19 protein-coding genes are annotated in these 22,706 nt (G+C 39.4%); 4 read left to right on the forward strand and 15 right to left on the reverse strand.

The genetic code is table 11. The features are described 5' to 3' along the window. Positions 1–24 precede the first annotated feature (24 nt). The gene (gene xylA / locus ZA06_RS03135) at positions 25–1,350 is read right to left on the reverse strand and encodes a xylose isomerase (protein ID WP_053975944.1); all 1,326 of its coding nucleotides are present in this window, start codon (positions 1,348–1,350) and stop codon (positions 25–27) included. A 2-nt stretch (positions 1,351–1,352) separates the two neighbouring features. Continuing rightward, positions 1,353–2,849, reverse strand: a complete 1,497-nt coding sequence (locus ZA06_RS03140; RefSeq protein ID WP_053975945.1) for a xylulokinase — start codon at positions 2,847–2,849, stop codon at positions 1,353–1,355. Positions 2,850–3,223: 374 nt separating this feature from the next. Between ZA06_RS03140 and ZA06_RS03145 the strand changes: the two genes are divergently transcribed. Next, positions 3,224–3,943, forward strand: coding sequence for an NUDIX hydrolase (locus ZA06_RS03145; protein ID WP_053977042.1), 720 nt, complete (start codon positions 3,224–3,226; stop codon positions 3,941–3,943). A gap of 78 nt (positions 3,944–4,021) precedes the next feature. On the opposite strand, the gene ZA06_RS03150 is transcribed toward ZA06_RS03145, so the two are convergent. The 12 genes from ZA06_RS03150 to xrtF form a co-directional block, all read right to left on the reverse strand. Beyond that, a complete protein-coding gene (locus ZA06_RS03150) occupies positions 4,022–4,792 on the reverse strand; it encodes a 3-hydroxybutyrate dehydrogenase (protein ID WP_053975946.1) in 771 nt (256 codons plus the stop codon). Beyond that, entirely contained in the window at positions 4,785–5,567 is a 783-nt protein-coding gene (locus tag ZA06_RS03155) for an alpha/beta fold hydrolase (RefSeq protein WP_053975947.1), read from the reverse strand. The genes ZA06_RS03150 and ZA06_RS03155 overlap by 8 nt, the downstream gene beginning before the upstream one ends. A 10-nt stretch (positions 5,568–5,577) precedes the next feature. Continuing rightward, the gene (locus ZA06_RS03160) at positions 5,578–8,064 is read right to left on the reverse strand and encodes a TonB-dependent receptor (protein ID WP_053977043.1); all 2,487 of its coding nucleotides are present in this window, start codon (positions 8,062–8,064) and stop codon (positions 5,578–5,580) included. 148 nt (positions 8,065–8,212) lie between these two features. Next, positions 8,213–9,637: a hypothetical protein gene (locus tag ZA06_RS03165; protein ID WP_053975948.1), complete on the reverse strand. Its 1,425-nt coding sequence runs from the start codon at positions 9,635–9,637 to the stop codon at positions 8,213–8,215. 2 nt (positions 9,638–9,639) lie between these two features. Further along, positions 9,640–10,584, reverse strand: a complete 945-nt coding sequence (locus tag ZA06_RS03170) for an alpha/beta fold hydrolase (protein WP_082331911.1) — start codon at positions 10,582–10,584, stop codon at positions 9,640–9,642. A 2-nt stretch (positions 10,585–10,586) separates the two neighbouring features. Further along, complete coding sequence (locus ZA06_RS03175; protein WP_053975950.1) at positions 10,587–12,086, reverse strand: class I adenylate-forming enzyme family protein; 1,500 nt, start codon at positions 12,084–12,086, stop codon at positions 10,587–10,589. Further along, positions 12,083–13,573 carry a sodium:solute symporter family transporter gene (locus ZA06_RS03180; protein WP_053975951.1) on the reverse strand — a complete coding sequence of 497 codons (1,491 nt, stop codon included), beginning with the start codon at positions 13,571–13,573 and terminating at the stop codon, positions 12,083–12,085. Before ZA06_RS03180 ends, ZA06_RS03175 begins: the two co-directional genes overlap by 4 nt. A 204-nt stretch (positions 13,574–13,777) precedes the next feature. Further along, positions 13,778–14,131 carry a heavy-metal-associated domain-containing protein gene (locus ZA06_RS03185; protein WP_053975952.1) on the reverse strand — a complete coding sequence of 118 codons (354 nt, stop codon included), beginning with the start codon at positions 14,129–14,131 and terminating at the stop codon, positions 13,778–13,780. A 27-nt stretch (positions 14,132–14,158) separates the two neighbouring features. Next, positions 14,159–16,393 (reverse strand): TonB-dependent receptor, encoded by a 2,235-nt coding sequence (locus ZA06_RS03190; protein WP_053975953.1) that lies wholly within the window; start codon positions 16,391–16,393, stop codon positions 14,159–14,161. 82 nt (positions 16,394–16,475) lie between these two features. Then, on the reverse strand, positions 16,476–16,889 hold the full coding sequence (locus tag ZA06_RS03195; protein ID WP_240472194.1) for an HYC_CC_PP family protein: 414 nt from the start codon (positions 16,887–16,889) through the stop codon (positions 16,476–16,478). Positions 16,890–16,946: 57 nt separating this feature from the next. Beyond that, the gene (locus ZA06_RS03200) at positions 16,947–17,375 is read right to left on the reverse strand and encodes an exosortase F system-associated membrane protein (protein WP_053975954.1); all 429 of its coding nucleotides are present in this window, start codon (positions 17,373–17,375) and stop codon (positions 16,947–16,949) included. Then, entirely contained in the window at positions 17,359–17,919 is a 561-nt protein-coding gene (xrtF, locus tag ZA06_RS03205; protein ID WP_053975955.1) for an exosortase family protein XrtF, read from the reverse strand. The genes ZA06_RS03200 and xrtF overlap by 17 nt, the downstream gene beginning before the upstream one ends. A gap of 90 nt (positions 17,920–18,009) precedes the next feature. Between xrtF and ZA06_RS03210 the strand changes: the two genes are divergently transcribed. Continuing rightward, positions 18,010–18,465 (forward strand): GAF domain-containing protein, encoded by a 456-nt coding sequence (locus ZA06_RS03210; protein WP_053975956.1) that lies wholly within the window; start codon positions 18,010–18,012, stop codon positions 18,463–18,465. Between the two features lie 8 nt (positions 18,466–18,473). On the opposite strand, the gene ZA06_RS03215 is transcribed toward ZA06_RS03210, so the two are convergent. Then, complete coding sequence (locus tag ZA06_RS03215) at positions 18,474–19,724, reverse strand: ABC transporter permease (protein ID WP_053975957.1); 1,251 nt, start codon at positions 19,722–19,724, stop codon at positions 18,474–18,476. A 212-nt stretch (positions 19,725–19,936) separates the two neighbouring features. Here ZA06_RS03215 and purH point away from each other — a divergent pair, with 212 nt between their 5' ends. Both purH and ZA06_RS03225 read left to right on the forward strand, forming a co-directional pair. Beyond that, positions 19,937–21,469, forward strand: a complete 1,533-nt coding sequence (gene purH, locus ZA06_RS03220; RefSeq protein WP_053977045.1) for a bifunctional phosphoribosylaminoimidazolecarboxamide formyltransferase/IMP cyclohydrolase — start codon at positions 19,937–19,939, stop codon at positions 21,467–21,469. 191 nt (positions 21,470–21,660) lie between these two features. Further along, positions 21,661–22,689, forward strand: coding sequence for a rod shape-determining protein (locus ZA06_RS03225; protein ID WP_053975958.1), 1,029 nt, complete (start codon positions 21,661–21,663; stop codon positions 22,687–22,689). Positions 22,690–22,706: the final 17 nt, after the last annotated feature.

Below are 22,706 nucleotides of genomic sequence, written 5' to 3' on the forward strand. Positions count from 1 at the left end.
TTAATTGATTAATTTAAATGTTAATTAGTAAGCGTTCGCAATGATTTGCTCAAACAATTCTTGCTTGCCGCTTATTTGCTGTGGTTCCCCATTTGCTCTTCCAATTTTGCTTAGCTCTTCCAAGATCAATTCTCCCTTTTCAAACTTAGCGCCATTACCAGAGTCAAATGATTGGTAACGTTCTGTTCTTAACTTTTTATAGTTGGTATTCTGTAAAATATGATCTGCACATATCAACCCTCTAGCAAAAATATCCATACCAGAAATGTGGGCGATGAATCTATCTTCAAGGTCTGTTGAGTTTCTTCTAACTTTCGCGTCGAAGTTGACACCTCCACCTTGGATACCACCTCCTTCAAGAATCACAAGCATGGCTTGGGTAATCTCATAAACATCAATTGGGAATTGATCTGTATCCCAACCGTTTTGATAATCTCCGCGGTTAGCATCGATACTTCCAAGTAATCCGGCATCAACCGCAACTTGCAATTCATGCTCAAATGTATGCCCAGCTAAGGTTGCGTGGTTCACTTCCAAGTTCAGTTTGAAATCCTTTTCAAGACCATAATGTCTCATAAACCCAACACAGGTAGCTGCATCAAAATCGTATTGGTGTTTTGATGGCTCCATTGGTTTTGGCTCAATTAAGAAATTTCCTTTAAAGCCTTGGCTACGTCCATAATCTCTACACATTGTTAAAAAACGCGCCATATGCTCTTGCTCACGTTTCATATCGGTATTTAGCAAGCTCATATATCCCTCGCGGCCACCCCAGAAAACGTAGTTTTGTCCACCTAAGGCAATGGTAGCATCCATAGCTATTTTTACTTGTGCTCCCGCATAGGCTACAACGTCGAAATTAGGATTCGTAGACGCTCCGTTCATGTATCTTGGATTCCCAAACAAATTGGAAGTTCCCCAAAGCAATTCAATTCCTGAATCGGCTTGTTTTTGCTTCGCATATTCCACCATTTGCTGAACTCTATTTTCAAATTCAGCCAAGGTTGGAGCCTCGTCTACTAAATCTACGTCATGAAAACAGTAAAACGGAATTCCCATTTTGGACATAAATTCAAAACCGGCATCCATTTTATCTTTTGCTCTCTGCACCGCATCTTCACTTTTATCCCAAGCAAAAACTGATGTTTCCTTACCAAAAGGATCTCCCCCTTTATCACACAGTGTATGCCAGTAGGCCATTGCAAAACGCAAATGGTCCTTAAGCGGCTTCCCTGCTACAATTCTGTTGGCATCATACCATTTAAAAGCTAGTGGGTTATCACTCTCTCTTCCTTCATACTTAATAGTATCGATTCCTTTAAAGTAAGCCTGTTGGCTATTTGTACTCATAATTAAATTTCTTGAAGTTTAATGTGTTCTTTCCAATTAAAATATATGTCCTCGTACTGTGCCGCCAAATCCTTGTTAGGTTCCAACTGCTCAATACATTCCAAATCACCAAAAGCCTCCGCCAAAGTTTTATAAAATCCAAAGCCATAAGCCGCACCTCTAGCTGCACCTTCAGACCCCGAATTGTTATAAAGCTCCAATGAAGTTTTGGTTGTGTTCACAAAAATTTCTCTAAATACCGGGCTCAAGAATAAATTCCCTTTGGAAGCCCTAACGATGTTCCCTGAAACCCCAATAGATTTCATGACATCAAACCCATAATTCATTGCGAATACAATGCCTTCGCAGGCAGCTCTTACCAAATAATTGGAATTATGGATATTGAAGTTTAAGTTCTCAATTCCAGAGTTGACCTCCTTATTGTCAAAAATGCGCTCTACGCCATTCCCAAAAGGATAAAACCTTAAACCCTTACTCCCTATTTCAGCTTTTGCTGCGGCACTATTTAAAAGTTCATAGGAAACCAATTCATCGCTTCCTAATGACATCATTTTTCTTAACCATTGATACAAAATCCCAGAGCCATTAATACACAATAGCACGCCGTTGCGCTTTTGAAGCTCTGTATTGTTCACATGCAAAAAGGTATTCACCCTGTTTTGCTGGTCCATATGGTTTTGATCCGAAACCGCATAAATCACTGCCGAAGTTCCTGCAGTGGTCGCAATTTCACCTGGATTCAAGACATTCAAAGACATGGCATTGTTTGGCTGATCTCCCGCGCGATAGGTAACTTTCACTTTTGGATCCAATCCCAAATCGGCCGCAATAGCAGGATCAATAGTGGCGTGCTCACCAAATGTTGGCACGATTTCCGGAATTTTACTCAATGGTAATCCCATGCCATCCAAAATCTCGGTTGCCAATCTATTTTCCTTAAAATTCCACAAAGCCCCTTCAGACAAACCAGAAGTACTGATTTGAGGCACCCCCGTAAATTTAGCCGCGATGAAGTCCCCAGGAAGCATCATATAAGCCGCCTTGGCAAACACCTCCGGTTCATTCTGCTGCACCCACTTAAGCTTAGAAGCCGTAAAGTTACCAGGTGAGCCTAATATTTGCTGTTGGCAAGCCTCAGTCCCGATGGATTCATAATACTGCCTCCCAATTTCAGCTGCTCTTCCATCACACCAGATAATGGATGGACGTACTGGGTTTAAAACCTCATCCACCAATACCAAACCGTGCATTTGGTACGCTATACCAACAGCAACGATTCGCTTAACATCTATAGAGTGCTTGTTTTTAAATTGTGAAATTCCGCCTTTGATATACTCCCACCAAAGATTGGGATCTTGTTCAGCCCACCCCAATTGAGGCGCATTGATTTCTGTTTCAAAATCAGGTACAGAAATTGTCTTCAACACACGTCCGTTATCCCCATCGAATACGGACATCTTAATTGAAGAACTACCTAAATCTATTCCTAAAAAGTACATGGATAGATATATTTTAGTTTCAAATAGTTTAAAAGACTATTAGTATTTGCCCAAACCTCATCATAACCTCCTCATTTTAAAAACCATGGTCTTAAACAATTCTTATGGTTATTTTGACTACAAGTATACGCAAGATTGTTGGATTTAACAAAAAATTAATGTTTATTTTTCAATTTTCTTAAAAAAAATTTAATTAAATGAGTATTTCGTAATATCTTTGAACTCAAATCGATAAGGGTTTTAACAATCTTTTTTGCACACGCTCTTTTCCGATTCATCCTGAAATATCTTATTTTGCCATTTTATGGTCCAAAGGACATTTACATTTACCCCAGGCCATAAAATTAGTTTTCGACATTTACAGCATCATGCCAATGATTAAAAAATTTATTGACGAAGAGTCTGGAAAGGTAATCGAGCGCTCTGTAATGAATTCCATTACAATCGATTGCGTGATTTTTGGCTTTGACAAAGGAAGCCTTAAAGTTTTATTGGTTGAACACGCCGAGGGTATCAGCAAAGGAAAGTGGGCCCTACCTGGAGGTTGGATTAAGGAAGAGGAAAGCATTGACAACGCCGCCCACCGATTGCTAAGGGAACTTACCGGCCTTGACAACATCTACCTAGAACAGTTAAAAGCTTTTGGTGATCCTGACCGTTTCCCCTTGGGACGCGTTATTACCATAGGCTATTATGCCCTTATCAAGATTGAAGACTATAACATTACCGCCGGATTTACAGCCTCGGATGCCAAATGGTACGAAGTTGCCGATATCCCTGAGCTTATTTACGACCACAACAAGATTATCAATTTCAGTCTAAAACAATTACGAAACAGGGTAAAACAAGCCCCCATAGGCTTCAATCTTTTACCGGAAAAATTCACCCTTCTGCAACTTATGCAGCTATACGAGCAGATTTTAGGTATCGAAATGGACAAGTCCAATTTCCGAAGAAAAGTTTTACGCATGAAGCTCCTACAAGCTTTGGATGAAAAACAACAAGATGTTTCCCATAGAGCGGCCAAACTATATCGTTTTGACTACGCCATCTATAAAAAGCTCACGGAAAAAGGATTTAATTTCGAGTTTTAATTTTTGTACAAAGAAAAAAGAGCCTGAACTTCAGTTCAGGCCCTAATTCACAAAATCAACTCAAACAAAATTATTCATTTACTGTGCCGTCCAGCCTCCATCCAAAGTAAAGGACGAGCCGGTAATAGTAGTAGAAGATTCTTTGGCCAGAAGCAATGCCATATCGGCAATAGCCTCTACAGGCACAAACTCTTTCACCGCCTGTTTTTTCAACATCACCTTAGTAACCACCTCATCGGGCGTCATGTTATGGGCCTTTGCTTGGTCCTGAATTTGCCCTTCAACCAAAGGCGTTTTTACATACCCAGGACAAATGGCATTCACCGTAATATTACATCTGGCTCCCTCCAACGCCAACACTTTGGTCATCCCAATCACGCCGTGCTTCGAAGCCACATAGGCCACTTTAAATTCAGATGCCCGAAGACCATGCACAGAAGACACATTAATGATTCTTCCAAATTTCTGCGCCTTCATATAACCCCAAGCTTCCTTGCTGGCAAAAAAAGCTGCATTAAGATTAATAGCTATAATATTCAAATATTTTTGATCAGGGAATTCTTCTATTGGAGACACAAATTGAATTCCAGCATTGTTCACCAACACATGAATCGTCCCGAAATACGCCACAGCATCCCGAACCAGTTGTTTCACCTCCTCCGCATCCAATAAATTTGCGTTGGAAAAAGACGTCTTTACATTAAATTCTTCAGAAATTCCTTTAGCAATCTCTGCTCCATTCACTTCTAGGCCATGAAACATTATATGATATCCATTTGCAGCAAATTCTCTCGCAATACCAAACCCAATACCACTGGTACTCCCAGTTATCAACGCTACTTTATCCATGCTTCAAAAATTTATAAAGTTCATAATTAAAAGCCCCTGCTTGATCCATAACCACCCCATGTCTTGAATCTTTGATCACAACCAATTCTGCATCTGGAAGTTCTTTGACATAGGCTTTCTTGAAATCAACAGGCGTATAATCCATATCTGAAGCAATCACCAAAGTCTTAGCTTTGATCTTCTGGATTTTATCTCCCAGCCCCCATTTCATCAATGTTACAAAAGACTGGTAATAAGCATTCAAATCATTTTGTTTACAACGCTTTTCAAAAGCCTCTCGCACATCTTCCTGACCTTCTTCAGGAAACATATTGAAAGCAATTTGTTCCGCTAAAGGACCGATCCCAAATTCATTTAAGGATTTGGTGCGCTCAGTAACCATCTGGTCACCTATTTCCCCCATAGCATTAAAATCTGGACCACTATTTACAATTACCAATTTGTCCACCATTTCAGGAAATTGGCTCGCAAACTGAAACGCAACGGCACCACCCATGGAAAATCCAACAATAGTGACTTTCCCTATATTTAGCTGTTCCAGAAATTGCCTAATGTCCTCGGTCATAAAGTCAACCCCATACCCCTCTTCTGGTTTTGAAGTTTCCCCATGTCCCCTAAGGTCCACCGTGATTACTTTAAATTCCTTTGAAAAGACTGGGACTTGTGCCTCCCAGTCTTGTTTTGTTGAGCCCAAACCATGGAGTAACAAAAGCACATTTCCTTCTCCTGCCACCTCATAGCTCAGGTCGATATTATTTACTCTCAAAAAAGGCATTTGCAGTGGATTAGTTAGTAGCCGATTTTTTCTTGAAGAAATTCACTTGATATTTCAACTCCACAGAGAACAAAGTCTCTATTACAGGAGAGGCCACGAACTCACGAACCTCTGCATTGAACAAGTTGGCTACACTTGCTCCAACAGAAAGCTCATCTGTGATATAATACCCTACATTGGCATCTACAGTAAAGCCTCCTAGAGGACCATAGTTCCAAGACCTCCCATTTCTAGCGTTCTCAATAACATCATCAACACCATCCCCATTCAAATCTTGAGTTTCGGCTGCTGTATAGATTCCTGAGAAGAAATCGTAATCCTGCACCCATCTTCCAAAAATGGACCCGTAGAATTTGTTTTTAGAATAATGCAATCCTAAAGCCAACTTGTTTGCCGGCGTGTTCACAGGCAATTCAGATTCCAATACTTGTCCATCCAAGTTACCATCATTGGCAGGATCATTTTTATCTAAATCCCTTCCGAAGTAAGAGTAGTTAAGAGTCGCTCTAAAGGCATCGGAAAAATAATAGTTCAAACCAACGTCAAATCCATAGGTATCTACCTTACCGAAGTTTTGGTAAGTCAAAATAACAGCTCCGGTAGATCCTGGAACCACCTCATCAATTGGCTTGTCCCCCACATGCGTTACCACAACACCATTGGCTGCATCCGTAATCGTTCTAAGTGGACTGATGAAGTTTTCAGATTGGTTGTAATAGGCATTGGCATCAATAAATAATTTATTGGCGATTTTTCCTTTGTACCCTATTTCATATGTATTGATAGACTCTACATCCAAAGGAGACACTTTGTTTCCATCAGACAAGGTAAACCCTTCTCCGTTCCCTAATACCAAACCTCCAAAAAGATTTCCTTTTAAGTTCAAAATTGACGGCACAGCGATTCCTTTTCCATAAGTCACCCTAAGTTGCCCTTCTCCAAGCGCCTTGGTAATAGCCGCCTTTGGAATAAAATTGGAACCATACAAATCATGCTTATCCAATCTGGCTCCAAGAAGGAATCCCCATCCTGAACTTGGAATGCTATATTCCGTTTGCGCATAAAACCCCGTTTGGCCAATGTCAATTCCACCTTCATCCAAAAGATATGTCCCTTTAGAATCGGCCATATCCAATTGGTACTGCGCACCAACAGTTAAGTCAAAATTCCCCCAGCTATTGTTGTACTGCAATTCCGAATTGAAACGTTGGGAAGCATCCTTAAACACAGCGCCTCTTGGCAATACAATACCGGTATCCGGCCCTGTTGGAAACCATTGCTCCGTATATGATCTTGCCAAAGCCTCTTCTTCAGAAAATCCATTATTTATGAAGGACACATAGTTTTGTGTTCTTTGGTTAATAGCATAAGTATCGTCAGTATTACTCCAAGTATAGTTTACGTTGGCAAAGAAATGCTTAGAAATATATTTTAACTGAGCCACGTCAATGCTCCAATCCTTAATTTGGTTTCTTCCAGCGTTAGTAACCGCCAGATTATTGTTGTTACTGTGACCATAATACCCAATAAGCTCTGAACTAGACGTAGGTCTGAAATACAAACCTGCTCCATATTTCTGCGTATCGAAATCTCTATCCAATTCCAACTCCTTGTAGGCTGTAGTTCCTACATACACACTATCTACATATTCAAAATCCTCTCCTTGAGATCTTTCAAAATGGAACTTGAAAGCAAATTTATCACTAACCACTTGCGCATGACGAGCACGGGCTGTGAATACATTTTGGTTTCCACCTCCCAAGGCCAAAGTTGTCCCTTCTGAAGTAAATGGATTTTTAGTTCTAGTACTAATCAAACCATTGTGGGCATTAGGCCCATAAAGCGTTCCGTTAGGCCCCAACAAAATTTCAACTTGCTCGATATCGTCTGTAGTTACCGTAGCGAATGTTCCTAATGGTAAACCAGTAGCAATCAAGGTGGATAATCTATCATCCGTTACCTGAAGGTTTTTAGAATTAAAGGCAGAGTTGAATCCTCTAATGTTGATTCCTGTCCCTAAAACCCCGGTTCTCACAAAATCAACTCCTTTTTCACGAGCAGCCAGTTCTCCAACATTAAAACCTACATGTTCCTTAATGTCTTTGGAAGTTATCACGTTAACCGTTGCGGGTACGTCTGTCATTTTTTGAGGCTTTTTGTTGGCCGTCACCACCACTTGCGAAAGCATACTTGTAGACTCCGCTAAAACCACATTAACCTCAACAGTTTGTCCCGCCACTACCGAGACTGATTTGGTAATTGTTTCGTACCCCAAATAAGAGTACACAACATTGTAAGTGCCCGCTGGAACATTTTCTATAATGTACGCTCCATCAAAGCCAGAAACCACCCCTTTGTTCAAACTTTCAATATGAACCGTCGCACCAGAAACTGGCACATTGTTCTCATCAAGAGTCAATCCTTTAATACTTCCAGAATCCTGAGCAGAAGCATAAAAAGAAAGTAACAAAGCGATAAGTGCAAAAAATTTCTTCATTGTTTTCATAAATAGTTAATTAGATTACCGCAATCTATCATGAAAATAATTTAATGGCCTATCTGGATTTTTAGCATTTTGCTGCGACTTTTAAACATCAAACCTCATCAAAACACACAAAACACACATTTTTAAATGAAAATATCCATTACAATTGCATGTGTGACTTTAGATATAAAAAAGCTTCAGGAAGGTTATTTGACAGCTTATCGATGACTTGAGTCATCAACAATTTTTGGTTATCGGTCGCTTCAATTCCTTGAATTGGCTCCTTAATTTCCTCCAATAACTTACTGGAATTAATCTCTCCCTCCATATAACGAGACAAGGAAATACTCCACGAAATATTAGGCACATAATTGCTCTTGCGCTTGCGTTCAATTTCCCGTTCCCTTAAATTGAATTTTTTGGTCAGTTTTAAAACCTCAGCATACTTTTCCTGAATAACCAACACATTAATATAAGACGTGAAGAAATGGTGCCATCTATGGTTGAACACTTCCGTTTTATTATGTTTTAAAAACAGCCTAGCCAAAGTTTCGGCATCATGATATTTATAAAGGTCTGTCAAAACCCTAACCTTATAGGACACATAACTATTTTTCTGGTGGTTGTTATGCGTTGTATCAAACAACGGTTTGTACTCTTCCAACAAAGAAAAAGCGAGTTGGGTTTTCTTATTCCTCAACGTAATAGCCACGAGATTATTGAGATACATTAGGGTATCGTCATTATACTGACGGATTGATAAAAACCCATAATATTCAGCCTTCTGAAGCTCATTGTCTTTGGAATGCATCAGCACCCTATTGGCGTAGTAATTGGAAAGTAAACGACGGGAATACATTTCACCTTGACTGAAAAACACATCTATTTCATCAAACAAAGATCTTAGCTTTAACTTTTCATTGTAATTGGTGTACATAAAAGTGAGTAATACAAAAGCCTGATACCTATTTTTCCCATCAACAGTGTTGGACCTAAACACTTCCAACAGCCAATCTTCCCAATATTTGGTTTCTTTATTATTTAAGGTGTATTGACTGGTGATTTCCTCGGTAGCATTATAAAGTTTCTCATGGATTTGAATAGCCCGTTCATAATGCTCCCTGTAGGCCTGCAGAAAATCGGCCACTATTTTATGGTCTCGGTATCGCATCCTTATAAGAAGGTAGGACTGATACTCCTTTACCAGCTCAAATAAATTCTGAAAGTAATAATCAATATGCTTGTAATGATGCAGGAAATGAAGGAATTCTTTTTCGTCCTCATAACTTATGGCATCGGTAAGAATCAATTGGCGCAACCGAAGCAACCACACAATGTTTTTATCGACATCTATGGCCTCCAGCTTTTTGTCTACCCAATTTTTTATATAGGTATACTTTCGCTTGTCAATAGCGACATCAAAATCTACAAAACCTGTTTCTAAAACAGCATTGTCGATAATTCGGGTAAGGATTTGCATTTTTTCGTCATCCTGAATTTGATGACTTAACGAAGCCAAATATTTGGCTTCATTGGGCAAGATACTTTTACTAAATTCTGTAAACTTTTTAAGTTTAACTTTCATTCTTAGGGCGTCTCTACAAACTGCGAAATAAAAGCACTGACTTCCATTGGCTTTTCAAATTGCACAAAATGCCCACTCTCATTTATCATTTTCACCTCAGCCTGTTTTATTTCCTCTTGAGCCATTTGCACTACAGCTTGCGTAGTTAATTGTGGATGAAGATAGCCATTTGGAATCAATTTATCGTTATTGCCAAAAATAACCAACACGGGCGGCTGAATCCTTTTCAAATCCTCAAACACAGGATCATCCAACATCCCCCAAACACTGCTTACAATGGCTTTGCAGTGCATATCAAAATCGGCCGCATCCCTAATACGCTTTCTATCCGCTATCATTTTATCCACCTCTTTTGGTTGCTGAAAAAAGTTGAGTGCATAATTTCTTTCTATTTGAGCATCGGTGGTTCCTTTTACCACCGCTTCGGTCATTGCGCCTTTCATAAGATTGGCCTCCGCTTCAGAAAAACGTTCAATTCCCGCAGGTGCCACAAGTACTAATTTTGAAATAGCCTCAGGATGATTTACAGCCAATTTAACGCTGGCCTGACCTCCCATGGAATGTCCCACCAAAATCACATTTTTAAGCTTTAGCTCAAGGATAAATTGATGCACCACATCCGCAAAAAAAGTAGAGGTATATTGGGTTTCAACAATGGAAGATTTCCCAAATCCAGGCAAATCCAACGCAATGCAAGTGTACTTATCTTTAAGCTCCTGAATATTTTTAGACCAAGCATCGGCATTACTGCTCAACCCATGCACAAACAACAGGGTTTGTTCATGATTACCCTCCTTTACATAAGCCACTTCCAAACTATCCAAAGTGACGTAATGCGTTTTATATTCATATTCTGAAAGCAGCTCCTTCATAGCAAGCGCTTTGTTTTGAGAAATTCCTACCATAGACAACAGACAAAAAACAGACAAAAAAAGGAACGATTTCATCACTATAATTTTAAGGTATTAAAATACTTATTGAGCTTTTTACGAGACACCTTGCTTAAACTGGTAAGCGGAATTTCGTCCAAAACAAAGATGTATTTAGGCTGCTTAAAATCGGCTATATTCTCTTTTAAGTACGCCCGAAGCACTTCACTGGTCACTGCCTTATCCTTACTTTCCACAAAAGCGATTCCACAGGCACCCCAACGCTCACATTTGACACTGAAAACTGAAGCTTTGGTAACTCCTTGATAATTTTCCAACAACAGTTCAATTTCCTGGGGATAGATATTTTCCCCTCCCGAAATATACATATCGTCTATGCGTCCTTTTAGATACAGAAAGCCTTCTTCATCCTTTAAAGCCAAATCTCCCGTATGCAACCAACCATCAACAATCTTACTCTTAGTGACCACGGAATTATTCCAATATCCAGGAGTAACAATATCCCCCTTAATACACAATTCCCCAATTTCATCAACACCTAACGGCTCATCATTTTCATTCACGATTTTTAAATCCAAATAGAAATTTGATTTCCCTATGGAATTTGGCTTTAAAAGAGCCATATCATGATGGAGGGATGTAATGCTCGGCCCTGCTTCCGTCAGGCCATAGCCAGGGCGGATATAGATATCCTTTTCCTTTTTCCAAAAGGACACCAATTCTGCATTTACCTTTTCACCCCCGGAAATAATATATCGTAGCTTCTTTAAATTTACCCGCTTAAAAACTTCCGCTTTTTGCATCATCAACAGCATTGTGGGTAATGCCATGAACAAGGTTGTTTTTTCAAGCTCCAATAAACAGAGTGCTTTTTGGGCGTCAAATTTTTCCATCATTCCAATGTGGCCACCTTTATGCAAGAGCGGTGTAATGAACACATTCCATCCAGAAGTATGATAGGGCGGTAAGGTATTGATTGTAGAATCCCTATAGGTAATCCCCAATTGCATGGAGGTATTTAAGCTGTTCCAGAACAACATTTTATTGGTATAGATGACCCCCTTTGGCAACCCAGTTGTACCTGATGTGTAAAAGATAAACAAAGGATTGTCTTCTTTAATATCATAATCCCGTTCAGGAATCGACACCTCTTCTTTATAAGCCTCGATGACACGTTCCATGTTCACCGTTTCAATGCCTTCCAAAGTGAGTTCGTTTAACTGAGAACGCAATGTTTCACTAAAAATCAAAATTCTTGGATTGCAATCTTTAACCAGTTTATCCAATTCCCTGGATGCCATTCTATAATTAAGTGGCACTAGAATTAGCCCCATTCGCTGACACGCCGCAAACAACACTATGTAAGCTACATTATGCTCCGCAATCACCGCAATTCTATCTCCTTCCCGATACCCGGCCTCATGAAATTTCTCAATCAACCTATTGGCATAAATATGCACATCTTTATAGGTATACTTTTCATTGGAGGCATACGAAGTCAATGCCACTTTATAAGGCGTATAATCAGCCCATTTTGCTATCCAGTCCAATACATTCATACCAAAACAGGTTTTCTATTCAACTTATATAAAACATATCCCACTATCAAGGATACCACAATAGCTATTGCAGCCGATACCCCAGGATTATTTACAGGCTCCTGCATATATGGCGTTAAACGTCCATAATAGATTCCAAAATGCACTACAATGGCCATGATACTAGCAATAAACACGGCACTCACTGGTACGTCCTTTAAGAAAATTCCAAAAAGCACCGGAACAAAGGCTGCTGCAAAATAGGCATACACCCCGTTTTGCGCGAAAATGGCAACACTCACGTTGGGAGACTTGATTTGCTGCCAACTCAACACAAAACTCACAATGGCTAATATCAATATTACAATTTTATTGATCATAAACGAATTGTTAGTGACCTTGCCCTTAAAAATAGGCTCCAAAATATCAGAGGTCACCGTTATAGAAAGTGACTGAATCAAACTCTCTAAGGTTGACAATCCCGCAGAAATGAGCCCAACCACGATTACCATACCCACTCCTACCGAAAATTTGGTCACCACATAAGTTGGAATGATCTCGTCCATTTTTAAGGTTTTTCCCATCACTGTCAACTCCGGAAAGGTTAAGCGCGCATACAAACCAACCACTACCACCATAAAAAACACAACCATGACCGCAATGGCACTAAACAGATACGAATTCACTTTGGTTTGGTCTTTCAACAACAATGATTTTGTTATAATATGAGGCTGACACACAATAGCTATTCCAATTACAATCTGAACTACAACGATTTCGAAATAATCGCGAAATAAAAAACTTTGGCTATTTGTGGCCTTAGACAGATTAGGATCTATATTGGAGAGTTCTTTAAGAATTCCAGAAACTCCCCCTTCAAAATATTCGCGACCAGAAGTTATTAATATGATAGCTACAACAAACATGATGACCGCTTGAATGGTATTGGTATACACCATGGAATTGGCCCCTCCAAACATCATATACCCAAACACAAACACCGTAATCCCCAAAAGCACATAAAAAGGCTCTACATTCAAGGATTTTGAAATTACCTGAGTCACCCCTACATTAATTAGCACGATAAAAGTTATGAGCAGCATGGCGGTAACCGCAAAAAAGAACGCATAGTTTTTACTTTCATAACGTCTTCCTATCCATTGTGCCATGGTGGTTGCCTTTACCACGTTGCCATGTTTAGCAAAACCTTTGGTAAACATGATCAAAGAACCAAAAATGGCAATCGGCATGACAACCGCAAACGAAATCACCCCTGAAACCCCATACAAGGCGATAAAACCCGGATTAATTATAAAAGTTGCCGCACTGGTCATGGAAGCCGCCAAGGACAAACCTACCACCCAAGGGGAGAAACCTATATTTCCAACCGCATAATCGGCTATGCTATTTGCTTTTTTAGCGCCACGCATTACAAAAAAAAGGATTACAAAAGCATAACATGCCAAAAGAATCCACATATAGGTTACCCAATCATCGGTTGCTACCATAAGTTACATTTAAGGTTTTCACAAATAAAAAAAATAATCCCTGAAGGCAATCACAATATCCCAATGCAAGCGCTACGACTTTTACAAAAATTATTAACAAAATAACAAATTCACCCATAATAACAACAACTTATCAATGTGCGACTATAAAAAAAGCGCAGTAATTAATTACTGCGCTTTTCCATATTTAAACATTAACACTTTCTAGTCTTGATGATCTTCCTTTACATCTTGATCGCGATATCTACAACAAGCATGCACACTATTATAAGCTTCCTCTGTTGCTGTCATCTCTTTAGTATCATGCCCTACGGCCACGATATTTTTTTGAATGCTATCCAAATTGGTTTTACGCTCATCGTAAATCAGCTTTAGCTCATGGGTATCAACATTCCACACTGCAGACTTAACCCCTTTCGTTTGTATGCACGCCTTTTCAATTCGCTCCTTACACATCATACAAACACCATCTACCTCTAAAGAAGCTTTTGCATTTTTATTTTGACCTATGGCAGTAATTCCCACCAAAAACATAAGGCCCATTATTAGTTTTTTCATCTTTCTAAAAGTTATTTTTTTTATTAATTATTGAATTCTAAAACGCAACCCAGCATAATACATACTTCCAAAAATTGGACCATACACATAAGTTGAATCAAAATAAGGCCCAAATGGATCATCGGCCGCCAAGATAGGATTATCCTGTCTTACATTAGTGATATTTTCACCTCCTAAATATACTTCAAATTTTGGAGAAAACACTTTTGTCACTTGGGCATTCAAGGTACCCACGGTAGGCGTGTAATCGGATAATTGATAAGCAACTGGGCTACTACTTGTTGAAGCAAATCGTTGTTCTCCCAACCAATTATAGGTCGCATCAAATTTCCATTGCCCTCCATTGTCTTTCATGTGGGTTTCATAACTGGCATTTGCAAACAAACGGTGTTTTGGAGTTAACGGCTTCTCTTTTTTACCAGTTTGATATTGGGTCTTTACATCATAATATTTATAAGCAAAGCGCACATCTGTATGCTCAAACAAATTATAGTTCAATTCAGCCTGAAAACTATTGGCATAACTGTCCCCATCCAAATTACTAAAAGTCACCATCTGCGGGTTTTCATAATCTACCACTACCTGATTTTGGAAATCGGTACGGTAAAAGTCCAAGGTCACATCTGCTTTTCTACCAAACAAATTAAATCCTTGGAGATAGGACACTCCATAATTCCACGCAATTTCAGGATCCAAACCATAAATATGCCCTCCCGCATTCAGGATTTGTATTTGGCGAGAGGAGGCAAAAAGACTTTGGTTCTCCGCAAAAATATTGGCCGAACGTTTCCCCCTTCCAAAAGAAGCTCTAAACGCCGATTTTTCCCAAGGCGTATAGCGAACATGCACTCTAGGCGTCACAAAAAAGCCCAAGCGATTGTGTTGATCTACACGCAAACCTGCCGTTAGGTTCAGCTTTTCTAGATTGTCAAAATTGTATTCAAAAAAGGCCCCAACCGAATTATCGATTCTCGCATAATTTGTAGCCTCTACCAATTCATCAAAATGATCATACGTAAAGCTTACTCCCGTCTTTATTTTATGTCGTGAATCCCCTATGATGGAATTATAAATAAGGTTGGAATAAATGCTGCTTTGTTCAATATCATAAACCCGAGTTCCGAAATAAGAATCTTGCTGATGATTGCTCACCGCAAACTGCAAGCCCATACTCTGCCATGGCAATTCTGGATTCACATAGCCCAACTTCCCAGAAAAGTCAAAACGTCTTGTATCAATCTCACTCCCCCAGGCGTTTGTTGTCAACTTATCATTTTCAGGATCAAAGTCCAATTGACCAGTTTGCTTCTGGTCATCCAAATATCTAAAGTTAAAAAAGCTCACAATCCCCTTTTCAGCGTCTGTATACTGCCAGCGGTTCATAACATTAATCTGCTTATACAAAGGCATATCCAAAAATCCATCATTATTAACATCGTGCTTTTTGTTATGGCTATTCCCATGTAGATACAAACCTGTGCTCCACTTATCGCTGAGCTTCGTATTGAAATGGGTATTCAGTTCAACTCGCTCACTCGTCGCTCCATATAGGTTCACAAATAGTTTATCATCTTTTGTAGGCTTTTGCAATTCGGCATTTATTTGCCCTGCAATACTTTCATAGCCATTCACCACGCTTCCTGCGCCTTTCGTGATTTGAATACTTTCCACCCAAGTCCCCGGCGTAAAACTCAACCCATAGGCTTGGGATGCCCCTCTTACCGTTGGAATATTTTCCATCGCAATCAAAATATAAGGACTGGTCAATCCCAACATTTTAATTTGACGTGTTCCCGAAATGGCATCGGCAAAATTCACATCGATGGAGGGATTGGTTTCAAAACTCTCAGAGAGGTTACAGCAGGCCGCTTTCAACAATTCATCGCTGCTCACCACCATGGTATTTTGAGCCTGCAAATAAGATTTTGAAGTTGCCTGCTTTCGAGACGTTACCGTTACCTGATCCAATTCACTTGTAGGCTGTAGCCAATGGTGAATCATTTTTGGTTCGGTAATAGTTAAGGTATCTGTTTTATACCCAACATAGCTTATCACTAATTGGGTATAACTCTTTTCATAGGGAACCGTAAAGGTTCCATCAATATCCGTAACAGCTCCTACGGAGGTGTTAAGCCAGTACACATTGGCACCCGCCAAAGGGATATGTTTATTTTCATTATTTGCTTCCATGACCATTCCTTTAATCTCTTGTTGAGAAAAAGCGAATACCGGAAACATCAATATATATATAAGGTATTTCATGATGATATCAATTGATTATGTTGCCTCAAGATGAAGCATTAAAAAACTAAATTCTATGCGCTATTGCGCTAGTAATCCAAAATCAAATGACAAATACCTGATTGAGCACCTGCATGTCTGCAATCAAGCTTGGGGGAGTGTAATATTCATGGGGAACATTCGCTTTGGTTTCCCCTTGAAAAAGATGTATGTAACTATAAACGAAACTGGACAAGAAGACCTTTTGCCCAAAATCGAGTTTATCAAAATCTGAAGTATTTAGATTGTCCTGCCCTTGCACCACTTCTACTTCATCCTTACAGCAAGATTTTTTTTCTACCGAAGTCTGAGCATGGTCTTTCATTTCCATCCCACATTTTTCAACCTCGGTAAACACAGCTACATCAATAAGGTTATCGCCACAATAATGCTTTACCACCGTTAAGGAAATGGTTGACAACAACACCAAAATGGCCATTGCTACAGAAAACACTTTATGTACCTGCTTCTTTTTCACAGCACAAATGTATTAAAAATAGTACAGAGATACTTCACTTTACAATAGACTTAACATTTATCGTTTTAATCGTTGGTAATAAAACGCCGGTAACAGCAACAACAAGCCTATTGGCTGAATTAAAAACCTTCTAAGATTAAAGAACAGATAATATTGTGACTGCTTTGGCGACAGAACAAAATATAAGAATAAGCCAATTAAAATCACATAGGCAATACCATACATGAGACTTGAAAACTTTACAATACTCCAATCCTTAAATGCTACAAAAAGAATCCCCAAAGAAATTATGCTATTCAACACATACCGCAAGGTTGTAGACAGGGTCAGTTTAAAAACTTCCTGCCTAGGATTGTCCATATATAGGTAATCGTTTTTGAAAAACAACAGATAGGGATCATAAAACAATTCGTTTTCAAAAAAACGAATCAAGACCAAAAGTCCTATCAAAATAACAATCAGAATGTATTTAATTACTTTCTTCATTTTCCTTTTTTGAAACCGATACCCGATTCACCCATATAATCCACAACAAAAACAACATCCCGTAAATAATTAAAGGAAACACCACCGAATGCAACACTTCCTGACTTTCGGGATAATGATAAAGGCCCACCGCCAAAAGGGCAATCCTTATAACATTAACGGCATAAATCAAGATGCTCCCCACCAACAAATAAATAATGGTAGGTTTTAACCGTCCTGCAAACGCCACTATAAATGACACAAACAAAATGATAACACTTATAGCATTGCACCCTTCAACGATTCGCGCCAAGAACACATCATTGACAATCATTTTCATGCAGGGCTCATCTGGATGGGGTTCAATTTTGGCATTGTAACCAAAATTTTCAACCACCTCCCTACTTTGTCTCGCTACCAAATTGGTGATATAATCTGGGTAATAGCTATCACCTGTACTATATTGCAAATACATCCTATATCCAATTACCAGCACCGCGTACACCGCTAAAAAGGTGACAATAAACCTGACAACGTCTTTGTATTTCAGCAATAATTCCTTCACTAATACCTAAAAATTGAATTGTTAAATTTATACAAATTGAAGTTTTGGTATAACCGCTTTTAAATACTTTTACAAAAACTTTTAAACAATATGAATTTCGACCAGCTTATCCCCCAAGTAGACAGCATTATCCAAGGATCTTCAAGTGTAGACGAAAAACTATTGGCTATCTGCACCCTTTTGGAAGCCAATGTTGAATACTACAACTGGGTTGGATTCTATTTCAGAAACGGAGATAAGGAAGAGTTGAAATTAGGGCCTTATGTTGGGGCACCAACAGACCACACGATTATTCCCTTTGGAAAAGGGATTTGCGGACAAGTAGCCGTGAGCAATCAGAACTTTGTGGTTCCCGATGTTTCAGCACAGGACAATTACATTGCTTGCAGCATTACCGTAAAGGCCGAGATTGTGATTCCTATTTTTGTAAATGGTGAGAATATTGGACAGATTGATATTGACTCCAACACACCAGATCCGTTTATCGAAGCAGACGAACGCTTTTTAGAGTACGTATGCGCTCAGGTTTCCAAAATTCTTTCCTAGAAAGAAAACTACATTCCAGTTCTAATAGCCTCTACAGGGTTTAATTTTGAGGCTGAAATAGCCGGTATCACACCAGATATCAAGCCAATTGCTGTAGAAAGCGAGAAGCCTAACATCATATTTGGAATCGATAGAATAAACTTAAAATCTCCAGTAAATTGAGAGGCAATAATTGAGGTTATCCACACCAGAACCAAGCCCACCAAACCACCAAACACAGCCAAAATAACAGCTTCAAATAAAAACTGTAACAGGATAAATCGGTTTTTGGCGCCCAGTGATTTTTGAATTCCGATAAGGTGCGTGCGCTCCTTCACACTTACAAACATAATATTGGCAATCCCAAAGCCACCAACCAAAAGAGAAAACCCGCTTATGATCCATCCCATAACATTCATGGTTCCCAGAATATTATCTATCATATTGGTCATACCCGACAATTTATTGACAAAAAAGTCATCGGGCTGATCCGCCTTTAAACCTCTAAAATTTCTAAACTTTTGTTTTAGCACCTGTTCAAAGCCACCCAAATCTATCCCTTTTTCCGGCTTTACAATAACTGCTCCAGGAACACCATCGACACCTCCAGTTTGAAAACGTCTCACAAAATTTACCGGCACCCATGCCTTTTCATCCGGAGAATCCCCAAAATTGTTTCCAAACTTTTTCAGCACCCCGATCACAGTCAATTTTCGTCCATAGGCACGAATTTGTTTCCCGATAGGATTTATGGTTCCAAATAAACTCTCTGCCAAGTTATACCCCAATACAATTACCGGCGATCCCGTAACAGATTCGGATTCCGTATAAAAACGCCCTTTCTCCAAGGTTAAATTCTCAATATCATAAATCTCGTTGGTAACCGGGGTAATATTTACGCCAGAAACCGTTTCCCCTTCATACCGTATGGTTTCATTACCTCCAAAAATCACAAAAGCACAGGCCGCTATTTCTGGAACATTTCTTCTTATAAATTCATAGTCATCATAGCCCGTTTGCGGATATCTTTCGCGTTGCCATCGTGGCACATCAGTTGGCCCAAATGAAAATTTGGTAATGTACATGGTATTTTTATCCAACCCCGAGAGGTCTTCCTGGATTTTTTGATCTAAAGAATCTACCGCAGCCAAAATGGCAATGATTGAAAAAATACCAATGGTAACTCCCAACAAAGACAAGGCAGTACGGAGTTTATTGTTACGAAGGGCATTTAAGGCAAATCCAAAACTTTCTTTTAATAACCTTAGGTAAAGCAGCATTTATAGAGATGATTTTTTACTGATTTAAAGATAGGACGTTTTTAACGTATTTGTGTTACAAAAAAACTAAAATAAACCCTCCACAAATAGGTGGCAATTTCTTTAAGAATGTGTATTTTTGCACTTTAAAAAAAATGAGGCTTTCAATTGGGATGGAAGCCTACAAAAATAACTGTCATTTCCGTAAGAAAAGGAAACTAAACAAGAACAAAATGAATACTGACAAAACTATTAAATCGGCATTAATCTCCGTTTTTAGCAAGGAAGGCTTGGAACCAATCGTGAGAGAGCTTCACGCCCAAAACGTAACCATTTATTCTACTGGAGGTACTGAAACTTTCATTAAAGACCTTGGGATAGATGTTGTCCCTGTTGAAGATGTGACCTCTTACCCATCTATTTTGGGAGGACGTGTAAAAACTTTACACCCTAAAGTATTTGGTGGTATTTTGAACCGTCAGAACAACGAGAGCGATGTAACCGAGCTAGCTGAGTTCAACATCCCTCAAATCGATTTAGTAATTGTTGACCTGTATCCTTTTGAAAAAACTGTAGCGTCTGGAGCCGCACACCAAGATATCATCGAAAAAATTGATATCGGAGGAATTTCCTTGATCCGTGCTGCAGCCAAAAATTACGCCGATGTAGTTTGTGTATCTTCTGTTGAAGACTATGCTGAATTCTTGGAATTGTTACAAACCAAAAAAGGAGAAACTTCCGAAGCTGACCGCATCCGATTTGCAGCCAAAGCTTTCAACGTATCTTCCCACTACGATTCTGCCATTTTCAACTACTTCAACCAAGAACTTGAAATCCCAGCCCTTAAAGTAAGTGAAACAAAAGGTAAAGTATTGCGTTACGGAGAAAACCCTCACCAAAAAGGATTCTTCTACGGTGATTTCGACGCCATGTTCACCCAACTTAACGGAAAAGAATTAAGCTACAACAACCTTTTGGATGTTGACGCTGCCGTTAACTTAATGGATGAATTTAAAAATGACGCGCCAACTTTCGCCATTTTAAAACATAACAACGCTTGTGGTTTGGCACAACGCGACACCCTTCACCAAGCTTATGTAGATGCCTTGGCTGGAGATCCAGTTTCTGCTTTTGGCGGTGTTTTGATTGCCAATAAAGAAATTGACTTGGCTACAGCCGAAGAAATTCACCAATTATTCTGCGAAGTAGTAATCGCTCCAGGTTTTACTGCGGAAGCTGAAGAACTTTTAAAAGGTAAAAAGAACCGCATCCTGTTGGTACAGAACGATGCTGAATTGGCTCAAACGCATGTTAGAACTTGCCTTAACGGTGTTTTGGTGCAAGACCGCAACAATGTATCCGACACTAAAGAGGGTACTGAAACCAAAACTGATAAAGCGCCAACCGATGCCGAACTTGACGATTTGATCTTTGCTTCCAAAATTTGTAAGCACACCAAATCCAACACAATCGTATTGACAAAGAACAAGCAATTGTGTGCTAGCGGAACGGGACAAACTAGCCGTGTAGACGCTCTTAACCAAGCGATTCATAAAGCACAATCTTTCAATTTCGATTTGAAAGGAGCAGTAATGGCAAGTGATGCATTTTTCCCATTCCCAGACTGTGTAGAGATTGCAGACAACGCAGGAATTACAGCTGTAATTCAACCAGGAGGTTCCATCAAAGACCAATTGAGCATAGACTACTGCAACGAACATGGTTTGGCCATGGTATTTACAGGAACACGTCACTTTAAGCACTAATAAAGCGTCCACTTTGTGGAAATTTATCATAAAAACTGGCACTCCTGTAGGTCTCCGTACCACATGAGTGCCTTTTATTTTACATATAATTAGAATACCAATTAAAGGCTGTATATTTAGCAAGTTTTATTACATTTACAACAATGTGAAAAAGCAGATAGATATAAACCCAAATAATTACAAAATAGCACATGGGATTTTTTGATTTCCTTACTGAAGAAATAGCTATAGACCTAGGAACAGCAAACACACTCATCATACATAACGATAAAGTTGTTGTAGACAGCCCATCCATAGTTGCCAGAGACCGTGTATCTGGAAAAATCATTGCCGTTGGAAAAGAAGCCAACATGATGCAAGGTAAAACACACGAAAACATCAAAACCATTCGCCCTTTGAAAGATGGGGTAATTGCCGATTTTGATGCCTCTGAGCAGATGATAAGTATGTTTATTAAAAACATTCCTGCGCTTAAGAAGAAGCTATTTTCTCCAGCCCTACGCATGGTCGTTTGTATCCCTTCTGGGATTACCGAAGTAGAAATGCGTGCGGTAAAGGAATCCTGTGAACGTGTAAATGGAAAAGAAGTCTATTTGATCCATGAGCCTATGGCTGCTGCCATCGGTATTGGGATTGACATCATGCAACCTAAAGGAAACATGATTGTAGATATAGGTGGAGGAACCACGGAAATTGCGGTGATAGCTTTGGGTGGAATTGTGTGTGATAAATCGGTGAAAGTTGCGGGTGACGTATTTACCAACGACATCATTTATTACATGCGGACGCAACACAACCTTTACGTTGGAGAGCGTACTGCCGAAAAAATAAAAATCCAGATTGGTGCTGCTACCGAGGATTTGGAATTACCACCAGACGACATGAGTGTTCAAGGACGTGACTTGTTAACAGGAAAACCAAAACAGGTACAAATTTCATTTAGAGAAATTGCCAAGGCCTTAGATAAATCCATCTTGAGAATTGAGGATTCCGTAATGGAAACCCTTTCCCAAACCCCACCAGAATTAGCTGCCGATATTTACAACACCGGTATCTATTTAGCAGGTGGAGGAAGTATGCTACGAGGATTGGATAAACGTTTATCACTTAAAACAGATTTACCGGTTTACATCGCCGAAGACCCATTACGTGCCGTTGTAAGAGGAACAGGAATTACACTTAAAAACCTACCTAGATTTAAAAGTGTATTGATAAAATAAGGAATACTAGATGCAGC

It is taken from the genome of Mangrovimonas xylaniphaga (genome assembly GCF_001280435.1).
Lineage (GTDB): Bacteria > Bacteroidota > Bacteroidia > Flavobacteriales > Flavobacteriaceae > Mangrovimonas_A > Mangrovimonas_A xylaniphaga.

Bases quoted from the DNA above. Each gene is read 5' to 3' on its own strand.
- xylA (WP_053975944.1), bottom strand. From the start codon at position 1,350: ATGAGTACAAATAGCCAACAGGCTTACTTTAAAGGAATCGATACTATT.
- ZA06_RS03140 (WP_053975945.1), bottom strand. From the start codon at position 2,849: ATGTACTTTTTAGGAATAGATTTAGGTAGTTCTTCAATTAAGATGTCC.
- ZA06_RS03145 (WP_053977042.1), top strand. From the start codon at position 3,224: ATGATTAAAAAATTTATTGACGAAGAGTCTGGAAAGGTAATCGAGCGC.
- ZA06_RS03150 (WP_053975946.1), bottom strand. From the start codon at position 4,792: ATGGATAAAGTAGCGTTGATAACTGGGAGTACCAGTGGTATTGGGTTT.
- ZA06_RS03155 (WP_053975947.1), bottom strand. From the start codon at position 5,567: ATGCCTTTTTTGAGAGTAAATAATATCGACCTGAGCTATGAGGTGGCA.
- ZA06_RS03160 (WP_053977043.1), bottom strand. From the start codon at position 8,064: ATGAAGAAATTTTTTGCACTTATCGCTTTGTTACTTTCTTTTTATGCT.
- ZA06_RS03165 (WP_053975948.1), bottom strand. From the start codon at position 9,637: ATGAAAGTTAAACTTAAAAAGTTTACAGAATTTAGTAAAAGTATCTTG.
- ZA06_RS03170 (WP_082331911.1), bottom strand. From the start codon at position 10,584: ATGAAATCGTTCCTTTTTTTGTCTGTTTTTTGTCTGTTGTCTATGGTA.
- ZA06_RS03175 (WP_053975950.1), bottom strand. From the start codon at position 12,086: ATGAATGTATTGGACTGGATAGCAAAATGGGCTGATTATACGCCTTAT.
- ZA06_RS03180 (WP_053975951.1), bottom strand. From the start codon at position 13,573: ATGGTAGCAACCGATGATTGGGTAACCTATATGTGGATTCTTTTGGCA.
- ZA06_RS03185 (WP_053975952.1), bottom strand. From the start codon at position 14,131: ATGAAAAAACTAATAATGGGCCTTATGTTTTTGGTGGGAATTACTGCC.
- ZA06_RS03190 (WP_053975953.1), bottom strand. From the start codon at position 16,393: ATGAAATACCTTATATATATATTGATGTTTCCGGTATTCGCTTTTTCT.
- ZA06_RS03200 (WP_053975954.1), bottom strand. From the start codon at position 17,375: ATGAAGAAAGTAATTAAATACATTCTGATTGTTATTTTGATAGGACTT.
- ZA06_RS03210 (WP_053975956.1), top strand. From the start codon at position 18,010: ATGAATTTCGACCAGCTTATCCCCCAAGTAGACAGCATTATCCAAGGA.
- ZA06_RS03215 (WP_053975957.1), bottom strand. From the start codon at position 19,724: ATGCTGCTTTACCTAAGGTTATTAAAAGAAAGTTTTGGATTTGCCTTA.
- purH (WP_053977045.1), top strand. From the start codon at position 19,937: ATGAATACTGACAAAACTATTAAATCGGCATTAATCTCCGTTTTTAGC.
- ZA06_RS03225 (WP_053975958.1), top strand. From the start codon at position 21,661: ATGGGATTTTTTGATTTCCTTACTGAAGAAATAGCTATAGACCTAGGA.